This window comes from Kitasatospora sp. NPDC094028 (assembly GCF_049543595.1).
Lineage (GTDB): Bacteria > Actinomycetota > Actinomycetes > Streptomycetales > Streptomycetaceae > Kitasatospora.
In genome coordinates, this window is record NZ_JBMVFA010000029.1 from 1 (window position 1) to 18,303 (window position 18,303).

14 protein-coding genes and 1 rRNA gene are annotated in these 18,303 nt (G+C 74.0%); 7 read left to right on the forward strand and 8 right to left on the reverse strand.

Translation table 11 applies throughout. The annotated features are described in order from the left end of the window. Nucleotides 1–68 (forward strand): 5S ribosomal RNA (gene rrf / locus ACPC54_RS31515); the annotation flags it as partial. A 96-nt stretch (nucleotides 69–164) separates the two neighbouring features. Here the strand turns inward: rrf and ACPC54_RS31520 are convergent. Both ACPC54_RS31520 and ACPC54_RS31525 read right to left on the reverse strand, forming a co-directional pair. Continuing rightward, nucleotides 165–617 (reverse strand): GNAT family N-acetyltransferase, encoded by a 453-nt coding sequence (locus ACPC54_RS31520; protein WP_498969715.1) that lies wholly within the window; start codon nucleotides 615–617, stop codon nucleotides 165–167. A 75-nt stretch (nucleotides 618–692) separates the two neighbouring features. Further along, nucleotides 693–1,487 carry a VOC family protein gene (locus ACPC54_RS31525; RefSeq protein ID WP_498969717.1) on the reverse strand — a complete coding sequence of 265 codons (795 nt, stop codon included), beginning with the start codon at nucleotides 1,485–1,487 and terminating at the stop codon, nucleotides 693–695. Nucleotides 1,488–1,705: 218 nt separating this feature from the next. On the opposite strand from ACPC54_RS31525, the gene recD2 reads away from it, so the two are divergent. The 3 genes from recD2 to ACPC54_RS31540 all read left to right on the forward strand — a co-directional run bounded on the left by recD2 (nucleotide 1,706) and on the right by ACPC54_RS31540 (nucleotide 6,709). Continuing rightward, nucleotides 1,706–3,940, forward strand: a complete 2,235-nt coding sequence (gene recD2, locus ACPC54_RS31530; protein WP_498969719.1) for an SF1B family DNA helicase RecD2 — start codon at nucleotides 1,706–1,708, stop codon at nucleotides 3,938–3,940. 226 nt (nucleotides 3,941–4,166) lie between these two features. Then, nucleotides 4,167–5,456 carry a citrate synthase gene (locus tag ACPC54_RS31535; protein ID WP_498969720.1) on the forward strand — a complete coding sequence of 430 codons (1,290 nt, stop codon included), beginning with the start codon at nucleotides 4,167–4,169 and terminating at the stop codon, nucleotides 5,454–5,456. 533 nt (nucleotides 5,457–5,989) lie between these two features. After that, the gene (locus ACPC54_RS31540) at nucleotides 5,990–6,709 is read left to right on the forward strand and encodes an SDR family NAD(P)-dependent oxidoreductase (protein ID WP_498969722.1); all 720 of its coding nucleotides are present in this window, start codon (nucleotides 5,990–5,992) and stop codon (nucleotides 6,707–6,709) included. 67 nt (nucleotides 6,710–6,776) lie between these two features. Here the strand turns inward: ACPC54_RS31540 and ACPC54_RS31545 are convergent, their stop codons facing one another. Further along, on the reverse strand, nucleotides 6,777–9,032 hold the full coding sequence (locus ACPC54_RS31545) for a heavy metal translocating P-type ATPase (protein ID WP_498969724.1): 2,256 nt from the start codon (nucleotides 9,030–9,032) through the stop codon (nucleotides 6,777–6,779). An 80-nt stretch (nucleotides 9,033–9,112) separates the two neighbouring features. Beyond that, nucleotides 9,113–9,397 carry a heavy-metal-associated domain-containing protein gene (locus tag ACPC54_RS31550; RefSeq protein ID WP_498969726.1) on the reverse strand — a complete coding sequence of 95 codons (285 nt, stop codon included), beginning with the start codon at nucleotides 9,395–9,397 and terminating at the stop codon, nucleotides 9,113–9,115. A 70-nt stretch (nucleotides 9,398–9,467) separates the two neighbouring features. Here ACPC54_RS31550 and ACPC54_RS31555 point away from each other — a divergent pair, with 70 nt between their 5' ends. After that, nucleotides 9,468–10,670 (forward strand): PP2C family protein-serine/threonine phosphatase, encoded by a 1,203-nt coding sequence (locus tag ACPC54_RS31555; RefSeq protein ID WP_498969728.1) that lies wholly within the window; start codon nucleotides 9,468–9,470, stop codon nucleotides 10,668–10,670. A gap of 11 nt (nucleotides 10,671–10,681) precedes the next feature. On the opposite strand, the gene dhaL is transcribed toward ACPC54_RS31555, so the two are convergent. Beyond that, on the reverse strand, nucleotides 10,682–11,308 hold the full coding sequence (dhaL, locus tag ACPC54_RS31560; RefSeq protein ID WP_498969730.1) for a dihydroxyacetone kinase subunit DhaL: 627 nt from the start codon (nucleotides 11,306–11,308) through the stop codon (nucleotides 10,682–10,684). A gap of 11 nt (nucleotides 11,309–11,319) precedes the next feature. Further along, nucleotides 11,320–12,315, reverse strand: a complete 996-nt coding sequence (dhaK, locus tag ACPC54_RS31565) for a dihydroxyacetone kinase subunit DhaK (RefSeq protein WP_498969732.1) — start codon at nucleotides 12,313–12,315, stop codon at nucleotides 11,320–11,322. A gap of 132 nt (nucleotides 12,316–12,447) precedes the next feature. Here dhaK and dhaM point away from each other — a divergent pair, with 132 nt between their 5' ends. After that, complete coding sequence (gene dhaM / locus ACPC54_RS31570) at nucleotides 12,448–12,843, forward strand: dihydroxyacetone kinase phosphoryl donor subunit DhaM (protein ID WP_498969734.1); 396 nt, start codon at nucleotides 12,448–12,450, stop codon at nucleotides 12,841–12,843. Here dhaM and ACPC54_RS31575 read toward each other — a convergent pair whose 3' ends face one another. Continuing rightward, nucleotides 12,844–14,556: a bifunctional 3'-5' exonuclease/DNA polymerase gene (locus tag ACPC54_RS31575; protein WP_498969735.1), complete on the reverse strand. Its 1,713-nt coding sequence runs from the start codon at nucleotides 14,554–14,556 to the stop codon at nucleotides 12,844–12,846. It lies immediately after the preceding gene. A gap of 197 nt (nucleotides 14,557–14,753) precedes the next feature. Between ACPC54_RS31575 and ACPC54_RS31580 the strand changes: the two genes are divergently transcribed. Continuing rightward, nucleotides 14,754–16,778 carry a M3 family metallopeptidase gene (locus ACPC54_RS31580; RefSeq protein WP_498969737.1) on the forward strand — a complete coding sequence of 675 codons (2,025 nt, stop codon included), beginning with the start codon at nucleotides 14,754–14,756 and terminating at the stop codon, nucleotides 16,776–16,778. Here the strand turns inward: ACPC54_RS31580 and ACPC54_RS31585 are convergent. Further along, nucleotides 16,775–18,214, reverse strand: a complete 1,440-nt coding sequence (locus tag ACPC54_RS31585) for a cellulase family glycosylhydrolase (protein WP_498969739.1) — start codon at nucleotides 18,212–18,214, stop codon at nucleotides 16,775–16,777. The genes ACPC54_RS31580 and ACPC54_RS31585 overlap by 4 nt on opposite strands. Nucleotides 18,215–18,303: the final 89 nt, after the last annotated feature.

The following is an 18,303-nucleotide window of genomic DNA, read 5'->3' on the forward strand; positions in this document are numbered from 1 at the left end:
AAGCTAAGCCTCACAGCGCCGATGGTACTGCAGGGGGGACCCTGTGGGAGAGTAGGACGCCGCCGAACAATTCTTCAGAGAAACCCCCATCCGGAATCCGGATGGGGGTTTTTCGCGTTTCCGGCGGGCGGACGCCGGCACCCGCGCGTACCGGCGCACGGCCGTCAGAGCATGAGCTTGAAGCCGACGTGCGACGGTTCGAAGCCCAGCCGCTCGTAGAAGCGGTGCGCGTCGGTGCGGGTGACGTCGGAGGTGAGCTGGACGATCGCGGCGCCGAGGTTGCGGGAGCAGCAGACGGCCCACTGGAGCAGTTCGCTGCCGAGGCCGGTGCCGCGTTCGTCGGCGTGGATCCGGACGGCTTCGATGAGCGTGCGGCTGGCGCCCTTGCGGGAGAGGCCCGGGATCAGGGTGAGCTGCAGGGTGCCGATGACGCGGCCGGCGCGTTCGGCGACGACCAGGTGCTGGTTCGGGTCGGCGTCGATGCGGGCGAAGGCGGCCCGGTAGGGGGCGGGGTCGTCGGGGGTCTCGCGGGTGGCGCCCAGGGGGTCGTCGGCGAGCATGGCCACGAGGGCGGGCAGGTCGTCCACGGTGGCCTGGCGGATCGTAAGGTCGCTCATGGCATCGGGAGTCTAGCCCTCTGCCGTGGCCCGTCCAGGGGGCCTTCCAGCCCTTCCTCGGGGACCAACGGCCCGTCATCCTCCGGGCGCGGCAGTGGTGATGACGGCGAAGGGCGCGCCGTGCCGGTCGAGGAGCCGGCCGAGCCGGCCGACGCCGTGGACGTCGGTGGCGGGGAGGCGGACGGTGGCGCCGAGCTTCTCGCCGGTGGCGAGGGCCGCGTCGGCGTCGGGGACCTCGAAGTAGGGCAGCCAGTGCGAGGAGGTGCCGCGCGCGGTGTGCCGGGGGTCGAGCTGCACGAGGCCGCCGTGCGCGTCGTCGGTGCCGCCGCCGGCCGGGGTGAGGACGGTGTAGAGGAGCGCCTCGCCGATCGGGACGTCCTGCTCCTGCCAGCCGAAGACCGTTCGGTAGAAGGACTTGGCGCGTTCGGCGTCGGTGCTGTGGCACTCCGTCCAGCAGAGGCTGCCCGGTTCGGTGACGACGTCCAGGCCGTGGGTGTCGTGCGGCTGCCAGACGGCGAAGTCGGCGCCGGTGGGGTCGGTGAAGCCGGCCATCCGGCCCGCGGTGAAGACGTCGAAGGGGGCGAACCGGACGCGCCCGCCGGCCTGTTCGACGAGTTCGGTGGTGCGGTCGGCGTCGACGGTGGCGAAGTACACCGTCCAGCCCGGCAGGGTGCCCTCCTCGGGGAGCGGGCCGAGGGCGGCGACCGTCCGGCCGGCGAGCTTGAAGAAGCCGTAGCCGCCGGCCTCGGGGCCGGCCGAGTCGAAGGCCCAGCCGAACAGGGCGGTGTAGAAGGCGGCGGAGGCCCGGGTGTCGGGGCTGCTCAGGTCGAGCCAGACGGGGGTGCCGGGGCGGTACGCGGTGGTGAGCATGGCGGGGCTGCTCCCTCGGACGGGCCCGCGACGGGCACGGTCGTCGACCCCCCGGCTCTCCTTCCAGCGTGGCACCCCGGTGGGGGCGCCGCACGACGGACCGGGCGGCGGGCGCGGGCGGTCCGCGTCGGCCTTCGGCGGCCGTCCGGGCCTTGTCGGTGCGGGGCGGTACGGTGCGTACCGGATAGGTCCACCCGTACCGGTCGAAGGGGGCTCCGGTGAGCAGGCAGGCGCAGTCGGGGCAGCAGGCTCCGCTCCAGCTCGCGCAGGTCGAGGGCGTGCTGGAGCGGATCACGTACGCCAACGAGGAGACCGGCTACACGGTGGCCCGGGTGGACACCGGCCGGGGCGGGAACGACCTGTTGACGGTGGTGGGGGCGCTGCTGGGGGCGCAGGTCGGGGAGTCGCTGCGGCTGCACGGGCGGTGGGGCTCGCACCCGCAGTACGGGCGGCAGTTCACGGTGGAGAACTACACGACGGTGCTGCCCGCCACCGTGCAGGGCATCCAGCGGTACCTGGGCTCGGGGCTGATCAAGGGGATCGGGCCGCGGTTCGCCGAGCGGATCGTGGAGCGGTTCGGGGTGGACACCCTGGAGGTGATCGAGAACGAGCCGGGCCGGCTGATCGAGGTGCCGGGCCTGGGGCCGAAGCGCACCAAGAAGATCGCGGCGGCCTGGGAGGAGCAGAAGGCCATCAAGGAGGTGATGGTCTTCCTGCAGGGGGTCGGGGTGTCGACCTCGCTGGCCGTGCGGATCTACAAGCAGTACGGCGACGCCTCGATCGGGGTGGTGCGGAACGAGCCGTACAAGCTGGCCTCGGACGTGTGGGGCATCGGCTTCCTGACGGCGGACCGGATCGCGCAGGCGGTGGGGATCCCGCACGACAGCCCGGAGCGGGTGAAGGCCGGGCTGCAGTACGCGCTGTCGCAGAGCAGCGACCAGGGGCACTGCTACCTGCCGGAGGAGCGGCTGATCGCGGACGGCGTGAAGCTGCTGCAGGTGGATGTCGGGCTGGTGATCGACTGCCTGGCCGAACTGGTCGCGGCGGAGGGCGTGGTGCGCGAGTCGGTGCCGGGGGAGGGCGGTGAGCCGATCACGGCGGTCTACCTGGTGCCGTTCCACCGGGCGGAGATCTCGTTGGCCAACCAGCTGCTGCGGCTGCTGCGTTCGGACGTCGACCGGATGCCGTGGTTCGGGAACGTGGACTGGCCGGTGGCGCTGGAGTGGCTGGCGAAGCGGACCGGGGCCGAACTGGCGCCGGAGCAGGAGCAGTCGGTGCGGCTGGCGTTGACCGAGAAGGTCGCGGTGCTGACCGGTGGTCCGGGCTGCGGGAAGTCGTTCACGGTGAAGTCGATCGTGACGCTGGCGCTGGCGAAGAGGGCGAAGGTGGTGCTGGCGGCGCCGACCGGGCGGGCGGCGAAGCGGCTGGCGGAGCTGACCGGGGCGGAGGCCTCGACGGTGCACCGGCTGCTGGAGCTGAAGCCGGGCGGGGACGCCGCGTACGACCGGGACCGGCCGCTGGACGCCGACCTGGTGGTGGTGGACGAAGCCTCGATGCTGGACCTGATCCTGGCGAACAAGCTGGTCAAGGCGGTGCCGCCGGGCGCCCACCTGCTGTTCGTGGGGGACGTGGACCAGTTGCCCTCGGTGGGGGCCGGCGAGGTGCTGCGGGACCTGCTGGCCGAGGGCGGGCCGATCCCCTCGGTGCGGCTGACCCGGATCTTCCGGCAGGCCCAGCAGTCCGGGGTGGTGACGAACGCGCACCGGATCAACGAGGGGAAGCCGCCGCTGACGGACGGTCTGGCGGACTTCTTCCTGTTCGCGGAGGACGACGCCGAGCGGGCGGCCGGGCTGACGGTGGACGTCGTGGCGCGCCGGATCCCGCAGAAGTTCGGCTTCGACCCGCGCCGGGACGTGCAGGTGCTGGCGCCGATGCACCGGGGGCCGGCCGGGGCGGGGAACCTGAACACGCTGTTGCAGGCGGCGGTGACGCCGGCCCGGGAGGGGCTGGCCGAACGCCGCTTCGGCGGCCGTACGTTCAGGGTGGGGGACAAGGTCACGCAGGTCCGCAACAACTACGACAAGGGGCGCAACGGCGTCTTCAACGGCACAGTGGGGGTGGTGACCGCCCTCAGCGCGGACGACCAGCGCCTGACGGTGCTGACCGACGAGGACGAGGAGGTGGGGTACGACTTCGACGAGTTGGACGAGCTGGCCCACGCGTACGCGGTGACCATCCACCGCTCGCAGGGCAGTGAGTACCCGGTCGTGGTGATTCCGGTCACGATGTCCGCTTGGACGATGCTCCAGCGAAATCTGCTCTACACCGCCGTGACCAGGGCCAGGAAACTCGTGGTGCTGGTCGGGTCACGGAAGGCGATCGCGCAGGCCGTGCGGGCCGTCAGTGCCGGTCGGCGGCACGCGGCCCTCGATCATAGGCTGGCGACTGGATGATTATCCAACCGGATCGTTGCCTCTAATGTTCTCTTGACGTGAAGAGATTTACGGCAGAGCCTAGGGTGGGTGCCGATCTTGTCCGGTTCGTACCGGCAAGTGCAGCAGGTTTTGTAGGGGCGGGCCCTGTCGGGCCACCCCGGGTGCGCGACTGTCCTCCGGATGGGGGATGGTGGAGACAGTCAGGGCACCTTGGAAGAGGATTCATTTCGTCGGTGAGGAAGACGTGAGCGACAACTCGGTAGTACTGCGGTACCAGGACGGCGAGTACGAGTACCCCGTCGTCGAGAGCACTGCGGGCAACGCCGGCTTCGACATCTCGAAGCTGCTCCCGCAGACCGGCCTGGTCACCCTGGACAACGGCTTCGGCAACACCGCCGCCTACAAGTCCGCGATCACCTTCGTGGACGGCGACAACGGCATCCTGCGGTACCGCGGCTACCCGATCGAGCAGCTCGCCTCGCAGGGCGGCTTCATCGAGACCGCGTACCTCCTGATCAACGGCGAGCTGCCCAACGCGGACCAGCTGGCGCAGTTCAACCGCGAGATCACCCAGCACACCCTGCTGCACGAGGACGTCAAGCGCTTCTTCCAGGGCTTCCCGCGGGACGCCCACCCGATGGCCATGCTGTCCTCGGTGGTCGGCGCGCTCTCCACGTTCTACCCCGAGAGCCACAACCCGTTCGACGCGGACCAGCGCCACCTGTCGACCGTCCGCCTGCTCGCCAAGCTGCCGACGATCGCCGCGTACGCGTACAAGAAGGCGATGGGCCAGCCCTTCGTCTACCCGCGCAACGACCTGAGCTACGTCGAGAACCTCCTGCGGATGACCTTCGCCGTCCCCGCCGAGGACTACGAGCTCAACCCGGTCATCGTCAACGCGCTGGACAAGCTGCTCATCCTGCACGCGGACCACGAGCAGAACTGCTCGACCTCCACGGTGCGCCTGGTCGGCTCCAGCCACGCCAACCTGTTCGCCTCCATCTCGGCCGGCATCTCGGCGCTGTGGGGCCCGCTGCACGGCGGCGCCAACCAGGCCGTGCTGGAGATGCTGGAGAGCATCAAGAACGACGGTGGCGACGTCGACGCGTTCATCACGAAGGTGAAGAACAAGGAGTCCGGCGTCAAGCTGATGGGCTTCGGCCACCGCGTCTACAAGGCCTTCGACCCGCGCGCCGCGCAGGTCAAGGAGCTCGCGCACGAGGTCCTCGGCCAGCTCGGCAAGAACGACGAGCTGCTGGAGATCGCGCTCAAGCTGGAGGAGCACGCCCTCAAGGACGACTTCTTCGTCTCGCGCAAGCTGTACCCGAACGTGGACTTCTACACCGGCCTGATCTACCGCGCCATGGGCTTCCCGACCAGCATGTTCACCGTGCTGTTCGCCCTCGGCCGGCTGCCGGGCTGGATCGCCCACTGGCACGAGATGATCAACGACCCGACCAGCCGGATCGGCCGCCCGCGCCAGATCTACACCGGCGTCGCGATCCGCGACTACGTCGCGCTCGACCAGCGCTGACCTGACAACCGCAGGGGCCCGGCCGCAGAACGCGCGGCCGGGCCCCTGTGCGTTCCCACGCGAGACGGGCCCGAAGGCCCGCGCGGGAACGGAACCGAACGGCGCACGACTCCGGGGCCGACCGCAGCCGGGGACGGCCGCTCAAAGCGTCCCCGGCCCGCCGGCAACCCGGTGTCGTGCGCGAAGGCCGTCGAGAACGACGACCGTCCCGGGGCCCGCCGGAGCCCCGTCGTCGGCAGCCGGTGGAACCGATCGGGACGCGTTGCCGTTCGTCGTCCCGGCCCGCCGGAAAACTGCCGCACTACCAACCTAAGACGTATCAGGGTGCGAGAAGTTACGCCCGGGGGGTGTGAGCTGCCTCTCGCCACGCTCCGTGTGCGCGTCGTACCGGGCCCATACCACACCTTCTCTCGCGCCCGACGTCACCCTCCCCGCAGTCACGGCAACCGAGCGTGATAGGAATCGTGGCATTCCGGTACGGACCGTCGCGCACCCTCGTAGCGCGACGGCGGAACTGGGGAGGGAGTGCGCAGATGGCCAGGAACGTCGTCGTCACCGGCGGTGGTACGGGAATCGGGTACGAAGTCGCGCGACGGTTCGCCGAGGCCGGCGAACGGGTCGTGATCGTGGGCCGCCGGCGGGCGGTCCTGGAGAAGGCCGCGGTCGACCTCGGGCCGGGCGTCACCCCACTGGTCTGCGACCTCGCCGACCCGGACGCCGTCGAGCACGCGCTGCGCGAACTGCCCGAGCGGATCGACGTGCTGGTGAACAACGCCGGCAGCCGGGAGACCGTCATCGGCGGCGGGCCGCACGCCCTGCTCGCCCGCTGGCGCGGCGACTTCGAGCGCAACGTGCTGACCGTGGTGCTGCTCACCGAGTCGATCCGCGACCGGCTCACCGTGGGCTCCGGCCGGGTCGTCACCATCAGCTCCATCGCCGCACTGCGCGGGGCCGGCTCCTACGGCGCCGCGAAGGCCTCGCTGCACGCCTGGAACCACTTCCTGGCCGCCCAGTTGGGCACCTCGGGCATCACCGCCAACATCGTCGCGCCGGGGACGGTCAGCGGCACCGAGTTCTTCGGGCCCCGGCTGGACGACGCCGAGGTGGCCCGCCGCGCGGCGCGCACGCTGCTCGGCCGGATCGGCGAGACCGGGGAGGTCGCGGCGGCCGTGCATTTCCTCGCCTCGCCCGAGGCCGGGTTCATCACCGGCGAGATCCTGCACTGCAACGGCGGCGAGCTGCTGGGGCGTTGAGGCGCGTGCTGCGGGCCTGCGGCGGGGCCCCGGACCGGTCGACCGGTCCGGGGCCCCGCGCGCGTGTTCAGGACGGCCGGAAGCGGCGCAGCCGCAGGCTGTTGGTGAGAACGAAGACCGAGGAGAAGGCCATCGCGGCCCCCGCGATCATCGGGTTGAGCAGTCCGGCCGCCGCCAGCGGGATCGCCGCCACGTTGTAGCCGAAGGCCCAGCACAGGTTGCCCCTGATGGTGCCCAGGGTGCGGCGGGAGAGCCGGATGGCGTCCGCGGCCGCGCGCAGGTCGCCGCGGACCAGGGTGAGGTCGCCGGCCTCGATGGCGGCGTCGGTGCCGGTGCCCATGGCCAGGCCCAGGTCGGCCCGGGCGAGCGCGGCCGCGTCGTTGACGCCGTCGCCGACCATCGCGACGACCTTGCCCTCGGCCTGCAGCCGCTCGACCGTCGCCACCTTGTCCTCGGGCAGCACCTCGGCGATGACGTGCTGCGGTTCGATGCCCACCTCGGCGGCCACCGCCTCGGCCACCGCCCGGTGGTCGCCGGTCAGCAGCACCGGGGTGAGGCCCAGCGCGCGCAGCTCGGCGATCGCCTCGGCGCTGGTCGGCCTGACCGCGTCGGCGACCTCCAGGACGGCCCGGGCCTCGCCGTCCCAGCCGACCGCGACCGCCGTCCGCCCGGCCGCCGCCGCGGCCGCCGCGGCGCGGGCCAGGACGGGCGGCAGGTGCTGCGCGCGGTCGGCGAGCAGGGCCTCGCGCCCGGCGACCACCTCGCGGCCCTCGACGACCCCCCGCACGCCCCGGCCGGGGATGCCCTCGAAGCCCTCGACGGCGGGCAGCTCGCCGGCCCGGGCGGCGGCCGCGGCGATCGCGGCACCGATCGGGTGCTCGGAGGCGTGCTCCACGGCGCCCGCCAGCCGCAGCGCCTCGGCCTCGGTGACGCCCTCGGCGGTGTGGACGGCCAGCAGGGTCATCCGGCCGGTGGTGACGGTGCCGGTCTTGTCCAGCACGACGGTGTCGACCTTGCGGGTGGACTCCAGCACCTCGGGGCCCTTGATCAGGATGCCGAGCTGGGCGCCGCGGCCGGTGCCGACCATGAGGGCGGTCGGGGTGGCCAGGCCGAGTGCGCACGGGCAGGCGATGATCAGCACGGCGACGGCGGCCGTGAACGCCTGGGTGGGGCTGTCGGAGGCCAGCAGCCACACCACCAGGGTGGCCAGCGCGATCAGGATGACCGCCGGGACGAAGACGGCGGAGATCCGGTCGGCCAGGCGCTGGGCGGCGGCCTTGCCGTTCTGGGCGTCCTCGACGAGCTTGGCCATCCGGGCCAGCTGGGTGTCGGCGCCGACCCGGGTGGCTTCGACGACCAGGCGGCCGCCGGCGTTGACGGTGGCACCGGTGACGGCGTCGCCGACGCCGACCTCGACCGGGACGGACTCGCCGGTCAGCATCGAGGCGTCGATCGCGGAGCCGCCCTCGACCACGGTGCCGTCGGTGGCGATCTTCTCGCCCGGCCGCACCACGAAGCGCATCCCCACGGCGAGCCCGGCCACCGGGACGCGGACCTCGCGGCCGCCGCGCAGCACCGCCACGTCCTTGGCGCCGAGGTCCAGCAGGGCGTGCAGGGCGGCCCCGGCCCGGCGTTTGGAGCGGGCCTCCAGGAACCGGCCGAGCAGGATCAGCACGGTGACGGCGGAGGCCGTCTCCAGGTACAGGCTGCCGGAGGGGTCGGTGGCGCCGGTCGAGAGCGAGAAGCCGTGGTGCATCCCCGGCCGGCCCGCGTGGCCCCGGAACAGCGCCCAGCAGGACCAGCCGAAGGCGGCCAGGGTGCCGAGCGAGACCAGGGTGTCCATGGTGGCGGCGCCGTGCCTGAGGTTGGTCCAGGCGGCGCGGTGGAACGGCAGGCCGCCGTGGACCACGACCGGGCCGGTGAGCGCGAAGGCCAGCCACTGCCAGTTGTCGAACTGCAGGGCCGGGACCATGGACAGCAGGACCACCGGGAGGCTCAGCACGGCGCTGATCACCAGCCGCTCCCGCAGAGGATCGGGTTCGCGGTGGGCGGCGGTCGGCTCGGCGGCCGCGGGGGCCGCCGGGGGCGGTGGGGGTTCGGCGGTGTAGCCGGTCCGCTCCACCGTGGCGATCAGGTCCTCGACCGTGACGCCGGGCCCGTACTCCACCCGGGCCTTCTCGGTGGCGAAGTTGACGGTCGCCTCGACGCCGTCCATCCGGTTGAGCTTCTTCTCGATCCGGGCGGCGCAGGAAGCGCAGGTCATCCCGCCGATCGACAGCTCGACCAGGCCGCCGGCCTCGACGTCGGGGGCTGAGGTGGTCATGCGGAGGTGCTCCTTGCTGGGGGTGTGCGGCCGGGCCCTCGGCCGGACCCGGGGCCCGGCCGCACCTCGGGCCCCAGGGCTCAGGCGCTGCGGCCGACCAGCTCGTAGCCGGCCTCGTCGATCGCGGCGGCGATCTGCTCGTCCGCGAGCGGGGCGAGCGAGGAGACCGTCACGGTGCCGGCGGCGGAGTCGGCGGACACGCCGGTGACGCCGTCCAGGGCGGAGATCTCGGAGCTGATCGCCTTCTCGCAGTGGCCGCAGCTCATGCCGGACACGGTGTAGGTGATGGTGCTGGACAACGGGGCCTCCTGGGCGCGGTAGCGGCGGTCTCTGTGAACTGTGGGCTCTGACCTTGGCAACACCATACCCCTACGGGGTATTTCCGTGCGGGTGGGGCGGGTCGGAGACAGCCGGAGGGGCGGCCGGGACGGATGGGTGAGTGTCGAGATCGTCCCTTATGTTCGATATGTGTTCCCGATCCGCCGCGCCCAGTCTCCCTCGACGCCCACCGCCGCCGGGCTGCCGCCGGGCCGACAGCACGACGCCCTGCTGGCCGCCGACCTCCAGGACGTGCCGTTCTGGCGGCGCGCCGCCCCGGCGCTGGTCGCCGTTCTGCTCGTCGCACTCGCCGACTTCCTCACCGGAAAGGACCGTTACCTCGCACCGCTGATGACCGTCGTCCCGGCCATCGCCGCGCTCACCCTCAGACCCGTGGAACTGCTCGGCACCTGCTCGCTCGGGATCTTCGCCGTCTACGGGCTCAGCGTGTACGACGGCGTCGACCACATCAACGACGAGCGCTTCCTCTACGGTGCGATCGTCAGCTACGTCGTGCTCACGCTCTTCTCGGCCTGGGTCGCCAGGATCCGGATGCGGCGGGCGGCCGCCTTCGCCGCGGTCAGCTCCGTCGCCGAGGCCGCCCAGCGGGCGCTGCTGCGGCTGCCCGGGCCGGTCGTCGGGCCGCTGCGGCTCGCCGTCCGGTACGTGTCGGCCGCGGACGCCTCGCGGATCGGCGGCGACCTCTACTCCGTGTTGGAGACGCCACACGGCACCCGGGTCGCGGTCGGGGACGTCCGCGGCAAGGGGCTCGCCGCCGTGCAGACCGCCGCGGTGGTGCTGGGCGCGTTCCGCGAGGCCGCGTACGACGAGGCCGGGCTGCGGGGCGTCGCGGCACGGATCGAGGCCAGCGTCGAACGGCACGTGCCGGACGGGGAGTTCACCACCGCGCTGTTCGCGGAGTTCCGGGCGCCCGGGGAGATCGAACTGCTGCAGTACGGGCACGTGCCGCCGATCCGCGTCGACGGGGACGGGCGGGCGCACGTGCTGGACGCGCCGGAGCCGTGGGTGCCGCTCGGCCTCGGCCGCCTCACCTCGGGCGAGCCGAGCAGCTGGGGGCAGCCGTTCGGCACGGACGACGTGCTGGTGCTCTGCACGGACGGGGTGATCGAGGCGCGGCACCGCAGGAGCGGGGAGTTCTACCCGCTCGCCGAGCGGGTCGGGCCGCTGGTCCGGGGAGCGGCGCGGTCGGCGGGGGAGCTGGAGGCGGCGGTGGGGCGGGTGTACGCGGATCTGCTGGCGCACACCGGTGGGGCGCTGAAGGACGACGCGCTGCTGTTGTTGATCACGCGCACGGATTGACGGGGCCGGGGTCAGGTGGCGGTGACCTCCGCGAGGGCGCGGAAGAGCAGGGCGGTGGAGGTGGCGCCCGGGTCCTGGTGGCCGATGCTGCGCTCGCCGAGGTAGGAGGCGCGGCCCTTGCGGGCCTGGAGGGGGACGGTGGCGCGGGCACCCCGGTCGGCGGCGTCGGCCGCAGCCGCGGTGGCCTCGGGGAGGGTGGCGCCGGCGGCGGCCGCGTCGCGCAGGGCGGCGACGGCCGGGGTCCAGGCGTCGACGATGGTCTTGTCCCCGGGTTCGGCCTTGCCGAGGGCGCGGACGGCGTCCAGGCCGGCGGTCAGGGCGTCGGCGAGGGCCGCTGGTCCCGCGGGTCCGGGGAGGGCGGCGCCGATGGCGCGGAAGGCCTTGCCGTAGAGGGGGCCGGAGGCGCCGCCGACCTTGGAGATGAGGGTGGTGCCGGTCCTGGTCAGGACGGCGCCGGGGCCGTCCGGCCGGAGGCCGTCCAGGGCGGTGAGGACGGCGGCGAAGCCGCGCCGGAGGTTGCTGCCGTGGTCGCCGTCGCCGATCGCGGAGTCGAGTTCGGTGAGCCGGTCCCGCTCCTCCTCGACGGCGGCGGCGATCGCGCGGACCCAGGCGTCGGCGAGTTCGGTGTCGAAGTCCATCGGGTTCCTCCTCAGACCCGCTTGAGGGCGGGGGTGTCGGCCGGGGCGTCCCAGAGTTCGAGCAGTTCGGCGTCGGCCTTGGTGAGGGTGAGGGAGAAGCCGGCCATGTCGAGGCTGGTGACGTAGTTGCCGACCAGGCTGCGGGCGACGGTGATGCTGCGGTCGGCGAGCCGGGCGACGACCTCGCCGTAGACCACGTACAGCTCCAGCAGGGGCGTCGCGCCGAGGCCGTTCAGCAGGGCGAGCACCTCGTCGCCCGGGGTGAGGTGGTGGTCGGCGAGGACGGTCTCGACGACCTCGGCCGCGAGCTCGCGGGCCGGGCGGAGCTTCTCGCGGCGGCGGCCGGGCTCGCCGTGGATGCCGACGCCGACCTCGATCTCGTCCTCGGGCAGGTCGAAGCCGGGCTTGCCGGCGGCCGGGACGGTGGCCGCGGTGAGGGCGATCGCGAAGGAGCGGGAGGCGGCGTTGACCCGCTCGCCCAGGGCGGCCACCTCGTCCAGGCCGGCGCCGCGCTCGGCCAGCGCGCCGGCCGTCTTCTCGACCAGGACGGTGGCGCCGGTGCCGCGGCGGCCGGCCGTCCAGGTGGAGTCCTCGACCGCGACGTCGTCGTTGACCAGGACGGTGCGGACCTCCAGACCCTCCTCGGCGGCGAGTTCGGCGGCCAGCTCGAAGTTCATCACGTCGCCGGTGTAGTTCTTCACGATGAAGACGACCCCGGCGCCGTTCTCCACGGCCTTCGCGGCGGCCAGCATCTGGTCCGGGACGGGCGAGGTGAACACCTCGCCGGGGCAGGCGGCGTCGAGCATGCCGGGGCCGACGAAGCCGCCGTGCAGCGGCTCGTGGCCGGAGCCGCCGCCGGAGATCAGCGCGACCTTGGGGCCGGCCGGGCGGGCGGCGCGGGTGATCACCCGGTTGGGGATGTCCACCGTCAACTCGGGGTGGGCGGCGGCCACTCCGGCCAGCGCGTCCTCCAGGACGCTCTCCGGGGTGTTGATCAGCTTCTTCACGACGCTTCGCTCCCTCGGCTCACGGCTGCTGGACCCGACGCTACGCCAGACGGGGGTGGCGGGCACGGGGTGCGACACGCGGGTTTCCGGTCACTCTCCCGGAGCAGCGGATTCGGCCGTATGGTCGCGGGCATGAGCGAACACGTGGGGATTGTCCTGGTCTCGCACAGTGCCGCGCTGGCGGCCGGGCTGCGCGAGCTGCTCGGCGAACTCGCCTCGGACGGCGTGCGGGTGGCGGTCGCGGCGGGGACGGAGGACGGCGGGCTCGGCACCAGCTACGAGCTGATCGCGGGCGCGATCGCGGAGGCGGACGGCGGGGCGGGCGTGGTCGTGCTGCCGGACCTGGGCAGCTCGGTGCTCACCGCCGTGACGGTGCTGGAGGACGAGCCGCGGCCGGGTGTGCGGCTGGTGGACGCGCCGTTCGTGGAGGGCGCGGTGGCGGCCGCCGTCACCGCCTCGACCGGGGCGGGCCTGGCCGAGGTGGTCGCGGCGGCCGAGGACGCGCGGACGTTCCGCAAGCTCGGGTAGTCACTTCGCGTCGGCGTAGCAGTCCACCACCGCCGTGCTGAGCGGGAAGCGCACCGGGGTGTCGCCGAAGACCAGCCGCTGGGCCTCCTCGGCCGCCTCGGTGACGGCGGCGGCGACCTCGTCGGCGAGGTTGGCCGGGGTGTGCACCATCACCTCGTCGTGCTGGAAGAACACCAGGTGCGGGCGGTCCGCCGGGCTTGCCGCGGGCAGCTCGTGGAGGCGCCGGCGCAGCGCGGCGAGCAGGGCGAGCGCCCAGTCGGCGGCACTGGCCTGGATGACGTAGTTGCGGGTGAAGCGGCCCCGGGCGCGGGCGGTGCGGCCGCCGGCCTCGCCCGCCGTGTCGCCCTCGGTGAGGTCGAGGAAGGCGGCGGTGGCGGGCGGGCAGACCCGGCCGAGCCGGGAGGCGACCGTGCCGCCGTCCTCGCCGGTGCGGGCGGCGGCCTCGACGTAGCCCATCGCGGCCGGGTAGCGGCGGCGCAGGGTGTTCAGCAGTGGGCCGATGTCGCCGCTGGTCTGCCCGTACATGGCGCCGAGCAGGCCGAGCTTGGCCTTGTCGCGGTCGCCCTGGAAGGCGGTGGCGGCCAGCGCCTCGTACAGGTCGCCGCCGGCGGCGGTGCGGGCCAGGCCGGCGTCCCGGGAGAGCGCGGCGAGGACGCGCGGCTCCAGCTGGGCGGCGTCGGCGACGACCAGCAGCCAGCCCGGGTCGGCGACGACGGCGCGGCGCAGGATGCGCGGGATCTGCAGGGCGCCGCCGCCGCGGCTGGCCCAGCGGCCGGAGACCACGCCGCCGACCACGTACTCGGGCCGGAAGCGGCCGCCGCGGGCCCAGGCGTCCTGCCAGGCCCAGCCGTGCGCGACGTGGATCCGGGCGAGCTCCTTGTAGCGGATCAGCAGGGCGGCGGCCGGGTGGTCGATGCCCTTCAGCTCCCAGGAGCGGGTGGAGGAGAGCTGGATGCCGGCCTCGGCGAAGGCGCGCAGCACCTGGGTGTGCGAGTCGGGGTTGAACGGTTTGGCACCGAGGGCGTGTTGGAGCTCGACGGCGAGCTCGGCGAGCCGCCTCGGCTGGGCGCCGGGGACGGTCGGGCGCGGGCCGAGCAGCTCGGTGAGCAGCCGGTCGTGGACGTCGGTGCGCCAGGGCAGGCCGTCGTGCGCGATCTCGGCGGCGACCAGCGCGCCGGCCGACTCGGCGGCGGCCAGCAGCCGGAACCGCTGCCGGGCGGCCGGGTCGGCGATCGCGGTGATCCGGCGCTGCTGCTCGGCGTGCACGGCGACCACGGCCGTCAGCGGGTCGGCGCCGGGCGGCAGTTGCAGCCGGTCGGGGGCGAACAGGGTGTCCTGCCCGTCGTCCGCGTCGGCCAGGCCCGGCTCGGGCAGGTCGTCCGGCACGGGCAGGCCGCGCAGCCGGGACCACGCGGCGCCGAGCGAGCGGGGCGCGCCGAACCGGCCCTCGTGCGCCAGCAGCAGGGGCTCGACCAGCCGCAGGTCGTGGCAGCGGGCGAGCCGGTCGGGCAGCCGGGGCAGCAGCGGGGCGTACCCGCTGTCGGCGGCGGCCCAGACCCAGCGCGGGTGGTCGGCGGCCTCCCGGGCGGCGACGGCGGCGGCGAGGTCGGGGACGGCCTCGGGCGGGCCGAGCGGCGTGCCGGCGTCGTCCAGCGGCTGGAGGCGGCCGCCGGGGCCGTGCGGGTCGGGCGCGAGGGCGGTTCTGGGGGCCACGGGCGGGCGCCTCCTCTCCGGTGGGCGGGTCGGGTGTGCTGCGTGCGCGGGGGCGCGGTGCTGCGCGGCGTCGACGTTAGCGGGTGGGTACGACAATCCGGGCCGGGCGGGCCCCGGGGCGTGTGCGGCGTCGCGCCGGGCCGTCGTGCGTCCGGCGCGTATGGGCAGGGTGGGTGACAGCGCGTATGGTCGGCGAAATGACCGAGAACCCGTTCTTCGAGCCCAGCCCCCTGGTCTACGAACTGCCGCCCTTCGCCGAGATCCGCGAGGAGCACTACCTGCCCGCCTTCGAGCGCGGGATGGCCGAGCAGTTGGCCGAGATCGAGGCGATCACCGACACCCGGAGCGTGCCGACATTCGACAACACCCTGCTGGCGCTGGAGCGTTCGGGGGCGTTGTTGCGGCGGGTGAGCGCGGTGTTCGACAACCAGTCGTCCTCCGACACCACCGACCTGCTGGACGAGGTGGAGGCGAAGGTCAGCCCGCTGCTGGCCGCCCACCACGACGCGATCCACCTGGACCGCCGGCTGTTCGAGCGGATCGAGGCGCTGTACGAGGCCCGCGCCGGCCTCGACCTGGACGAGGAGTCGCAGCGGCTGCTGCGGCGCCGCTACGACGACTTCGTCCGCTCCGGCGCCCGGCTGGGCGAGGCCGAGCAGGCCCGGCTGCGCGGGCTGAACGCCGAACTCGCCGTGCTCGGCACGACCTTCCAGCAGAACGTGAACGCCGCCACCCGCGCCGCCGCCCTGGTGCTGGACTCCGCCGAGGAGCTGGCCGGCCTGTCCGAGGGGGCGATCGCCGGCGCCGCCGAGAACGCCCGGGTGCTCGGGCACGACGGCAAGTACGTGCTGAGCCTGAAGAACACCTCCACCCAGCCCGAACTCGCCCAGCTGACCGACCGGTCGGTGCGCGAGCGGCTGCTCGCCGCCTCGCTCGGCCGGGCCGGCGACACCAACGGCCCGCTGGCGATCCGGATGGCCGCGCTGCGCGCCGAGCGGGCCGCGCTGCTGGGCCACCCGAGCCACGCCGCCTACGTGGTGGCGGACGAGACGGCCGGCACCGTCGAGGCCGTGGACGGGCTGCTGCGCCGGCTGGTGGAGCCGGCCGTGGCCAACGCCCGCCGGGAGGCCGAGGAGCTGGCCCGGGTGGCGGCCGAGGACGGGGTCGGGGAGATCGCCGCGCACGACTGGGCGTACTACTCGGAGAAGGTCCGGCAGGACTCCTACCGGGTGGACGCGGCGGTGCTGCGCCCGTACTTCGAGCTGGAGCGGGTGCTGCGGGACGGCGTGTTCTTCGCCGCGAAGCTCGCGTACGGCCTGGAGTTCACCGAGCGGCCGGACCTCACCGCGCACCACCCGGACGCCCGGGTCTTCGAGGTGTTCGAGGAGGACGGCACCGCGCTGGGCCTGTTCATCGGCGACTTCCACGCCCGGGCGTCCAAGCGCGGCGGGGCGTGGATGGACTCGCTGGTGACCCAGTCCCGGCTGACCGGGCGACGGCCGGTGGTGCTGAACAACCTCAACATCCCGCTCCCGGCGCCCGGCGAGCCGGTGCTGATGTCCTGGGACGAGGTGCGCACGCTGTTCCACGAGTTCGGGCACGCGCTGCACGGGCTGTTCTCGGACGTCGAGTACCCGCTGTTCGCGGGCACCTCGGTGCCCCGGGACTTCGTCGAGTTCCCGTCGCAGGTCAACGAGATGTGGATGATCCGGCCCGAGGTGCTGGCCAACTACGCGCGCCACCACGAGACCGGGGAGCCGCTGCCGGCCGAGCTGGTCGAGCGGATGGCCGCGGCGGAGGGCTTCGGGCAGGGCTTCCGGACGGTCGAGTACCTGGCGGCCACGCTGCTGGACTGGGCCTGGCACACCGTGCCGCAGGGCCAGGAGGTCGCGGACGCCGAGGAGTTCGAGGCGCGGGCGCTCGCCGATGCCGGGCTGGCGGTGGCGGCGATCCCGCCGCGCTACCGGACGGCGTACTTCCAGCACGTCTTCTCCAGCGGCTACAGCGCGGCGTACTACGCGTACATCTGGTCCGAGGTGCTGGACGCCGACACCGTGCGGTGGTTCGAGACCAACGGGCGGCCGGTGCGGGAGAGCGGCGAGCTGTTCCGGCGCGAGCTGCTGGCGCGCGGGTTCAGCCGGGACCCGCTGGAGTCCTTCCGCGCGGTGGTCGGCCGGGCGCCGGACACCGCGCCGCTGCTGGCCCGGCGGGGGCTCGACTAGGCGGCGGTGAGCGTCACCGCCACCGGGGTGCCCGGCCGGGCGTGCGGGAGCCGGATCCGGACCGTTCCCGCCCGCCCGGCCGCGGGCTGCTCGACCTCGACCCGGGCGTCGGCCGGGGTGGCGGCGACCCGGGCGCCGTGCGGGAACGCGGCCGCCGGCAGGACGAGTTCGCTGCCGTGCCCGGTGCCGTCGGCGCGCCACGCGATGGTGCCGGCCGCGGCGTGGACGTCCGTCCCGGCGACGGCCGCCGGGTACGGGCCGAAGGCGGGTTCGTCGCCGGGGGCGGGGCTCCCGGCCCGGTCCAGCGCGCAGTAGCCGCCGTCGCCCCGGCACCAGTACCACATCGTCCAGCCCTCGGCGAAGCCGTCCATCGCGGCGACCTGCCGGCGGACGAGCTGCCGGTTGCCGGGCGTCCGGGAGTCCGGCGGGCCCCACTCGCCGACCAGGACCGGCAGGTGGTGGGCGGCCGGGTAGGCGGTGATCGCGGCGGCGTACCGCTCGACGAAGCCGTCCGCCGGGTTCCAGTCGGCGCCGTTCTCCACGGCGGTGTCGTAGAAGTGCGGGGCGTAGCCGAGCCGGGGCGCGCCGGGGCGCGGGTCGGTGAAGCCGGGCAGCCGGGTCGGCACGCCCTGGCCGACCAGGACGGTCGGTTCGACGAACAGCCAGGCGCGGGTGTCGACCCGGCGGACGGCGGCGATCAGCCGGCGGTACATGTCGGCGAGCCGGCCGCGTTCCAGGGCGGCGGAGGCGGCGGCGAGCACGGCCGGGTCGCTCGGGTCGCCGTCCACCGGGCCGAACGGCTCGTTGAACAGGTCGTAGCCCAGCAGTGAGCGGTGGCCGCGCAGTTCGCGGGCGAGCCGGGTGTAGAAGTCGGCCTGCCAGGCGCGCAGGTCGGGGTCGTCGTAGAGGTGGCGGAAGGCGGCCTGGACGGCGGGCTGGAAGTAGCCGGCGAACCAGTCGTTCGGGTCGGGGGTGAAGGGCAGGCCGTCGTCGCGGGTGGCCCAGGTGGGGATGCCGTTGGTGCCGCCGCCGAACTTCGGCCCGTAGACGTCCTGGTGGAGGTCGACCAGGACGAGCAGGCCCGCGCGGTCGGCCCGGTCGAGGAGCTGGTGCAGCCGGTGCAGTTCGGCGGGGTCGAGGCGGCCGCGTTCGGGCTCCAGCCTGGTCCAGGAGACGGGCAGCCGGACGAGGGTGAAGCCCTGCGCGGCGATGGACGCGAGGTCGGCCGCGGTGGCCTCGGCGTACTTGTCGAGGTTGAAGCCGCGCAGTCGGAGGTGCCGCCCCCGGGCGTCGGTGAGGGCGGTGCGGCCGTCCGGGGCGGTGGCCGTTCCGGTCGGGAAGCGGTCGGGGGCGCCGCCGTGGGCGACGGCCGGGGTGCCGGTCAGTGCGGCGGTGACGGCGAGCAGCAGGGCGACGGCGGTACGGCGCAGGCGCATCGGGGACCTCGCACGGCGGGGGACGGGGGCCCGATGATGCCTCCCGCGCCGGGCACCGCACAAGGGCCGTGCGCCTACCGGGAGTTGGC

Excerpts from the sequence above, each read along its gene's own strand:
- ACPC54_RS31580 (WP_498969737.1), top strand. The coding sequence starts at position 14,754 with ATGACCGAGAACCCGTTCTTCGAGCCCAGCCCCCTGGTCTACGAACTG.
- ACPC54_RS31540 (WP_498969722.1), top strand. The coding sequence starts at position 5,990 with ATGGCCAGGAACGTCGTCGTCACCGGCGGTGGTACGGGAATCGGGTAC.
- ACPC54_RS31520 (WP_498969715.1), bottom strand. The coding sequence starts at position 617 with ATGAGCGACCTTACGATCCGCCAGGCCACCGTGGACGACCTGCCCGCC.
- dhaM (WP_498969734.1), top strand. The coding sequence starts at position 12,448 with ATGAGCGAACACGTGGGGATTGTCCTGGTCTCGCACAGTGCCGCGCTG.
- ACPC54_RS31550 (WP_498969726.1), bottom strand. The coding sequence starts at position 9,397 with ATGGTGTTGCCAAGGTCAGAGCCCACAGTTCACAGAGACCGCCGCTAC.
- ACPC54_RS31525 (WP_498969717.1), bottom strand. The coding sequence starts at position 1,487 with ATGCTCACCACCGCGTACCGCCCCGGCACCCCCGTCTGGCTCGACCTG.
- dhaL (WP_498969730.1), bottom strand. The coding sequence starts at position 11,308 with ATGGACTTCGACACCGAACTCGCCGACGCCTGGGTCCGCGCGATCGCC.
- ACPC54_RS31545 (WP_498969724.1), bottom strand. The coding sequence starts at position 9,032 with ATGACCACCTCAGCCCCCGACGTCGAGGCCGGCGGCCTGGTCGAGCTG.
- ACPC54_RS31585 (WP_498969739.1), bottom strand. The coding sequence starts at position 18,214 with ATGCGCCTGCGCCGTACCGCCGTCGCCCTGCTGCTCGCCGTCACCGCC.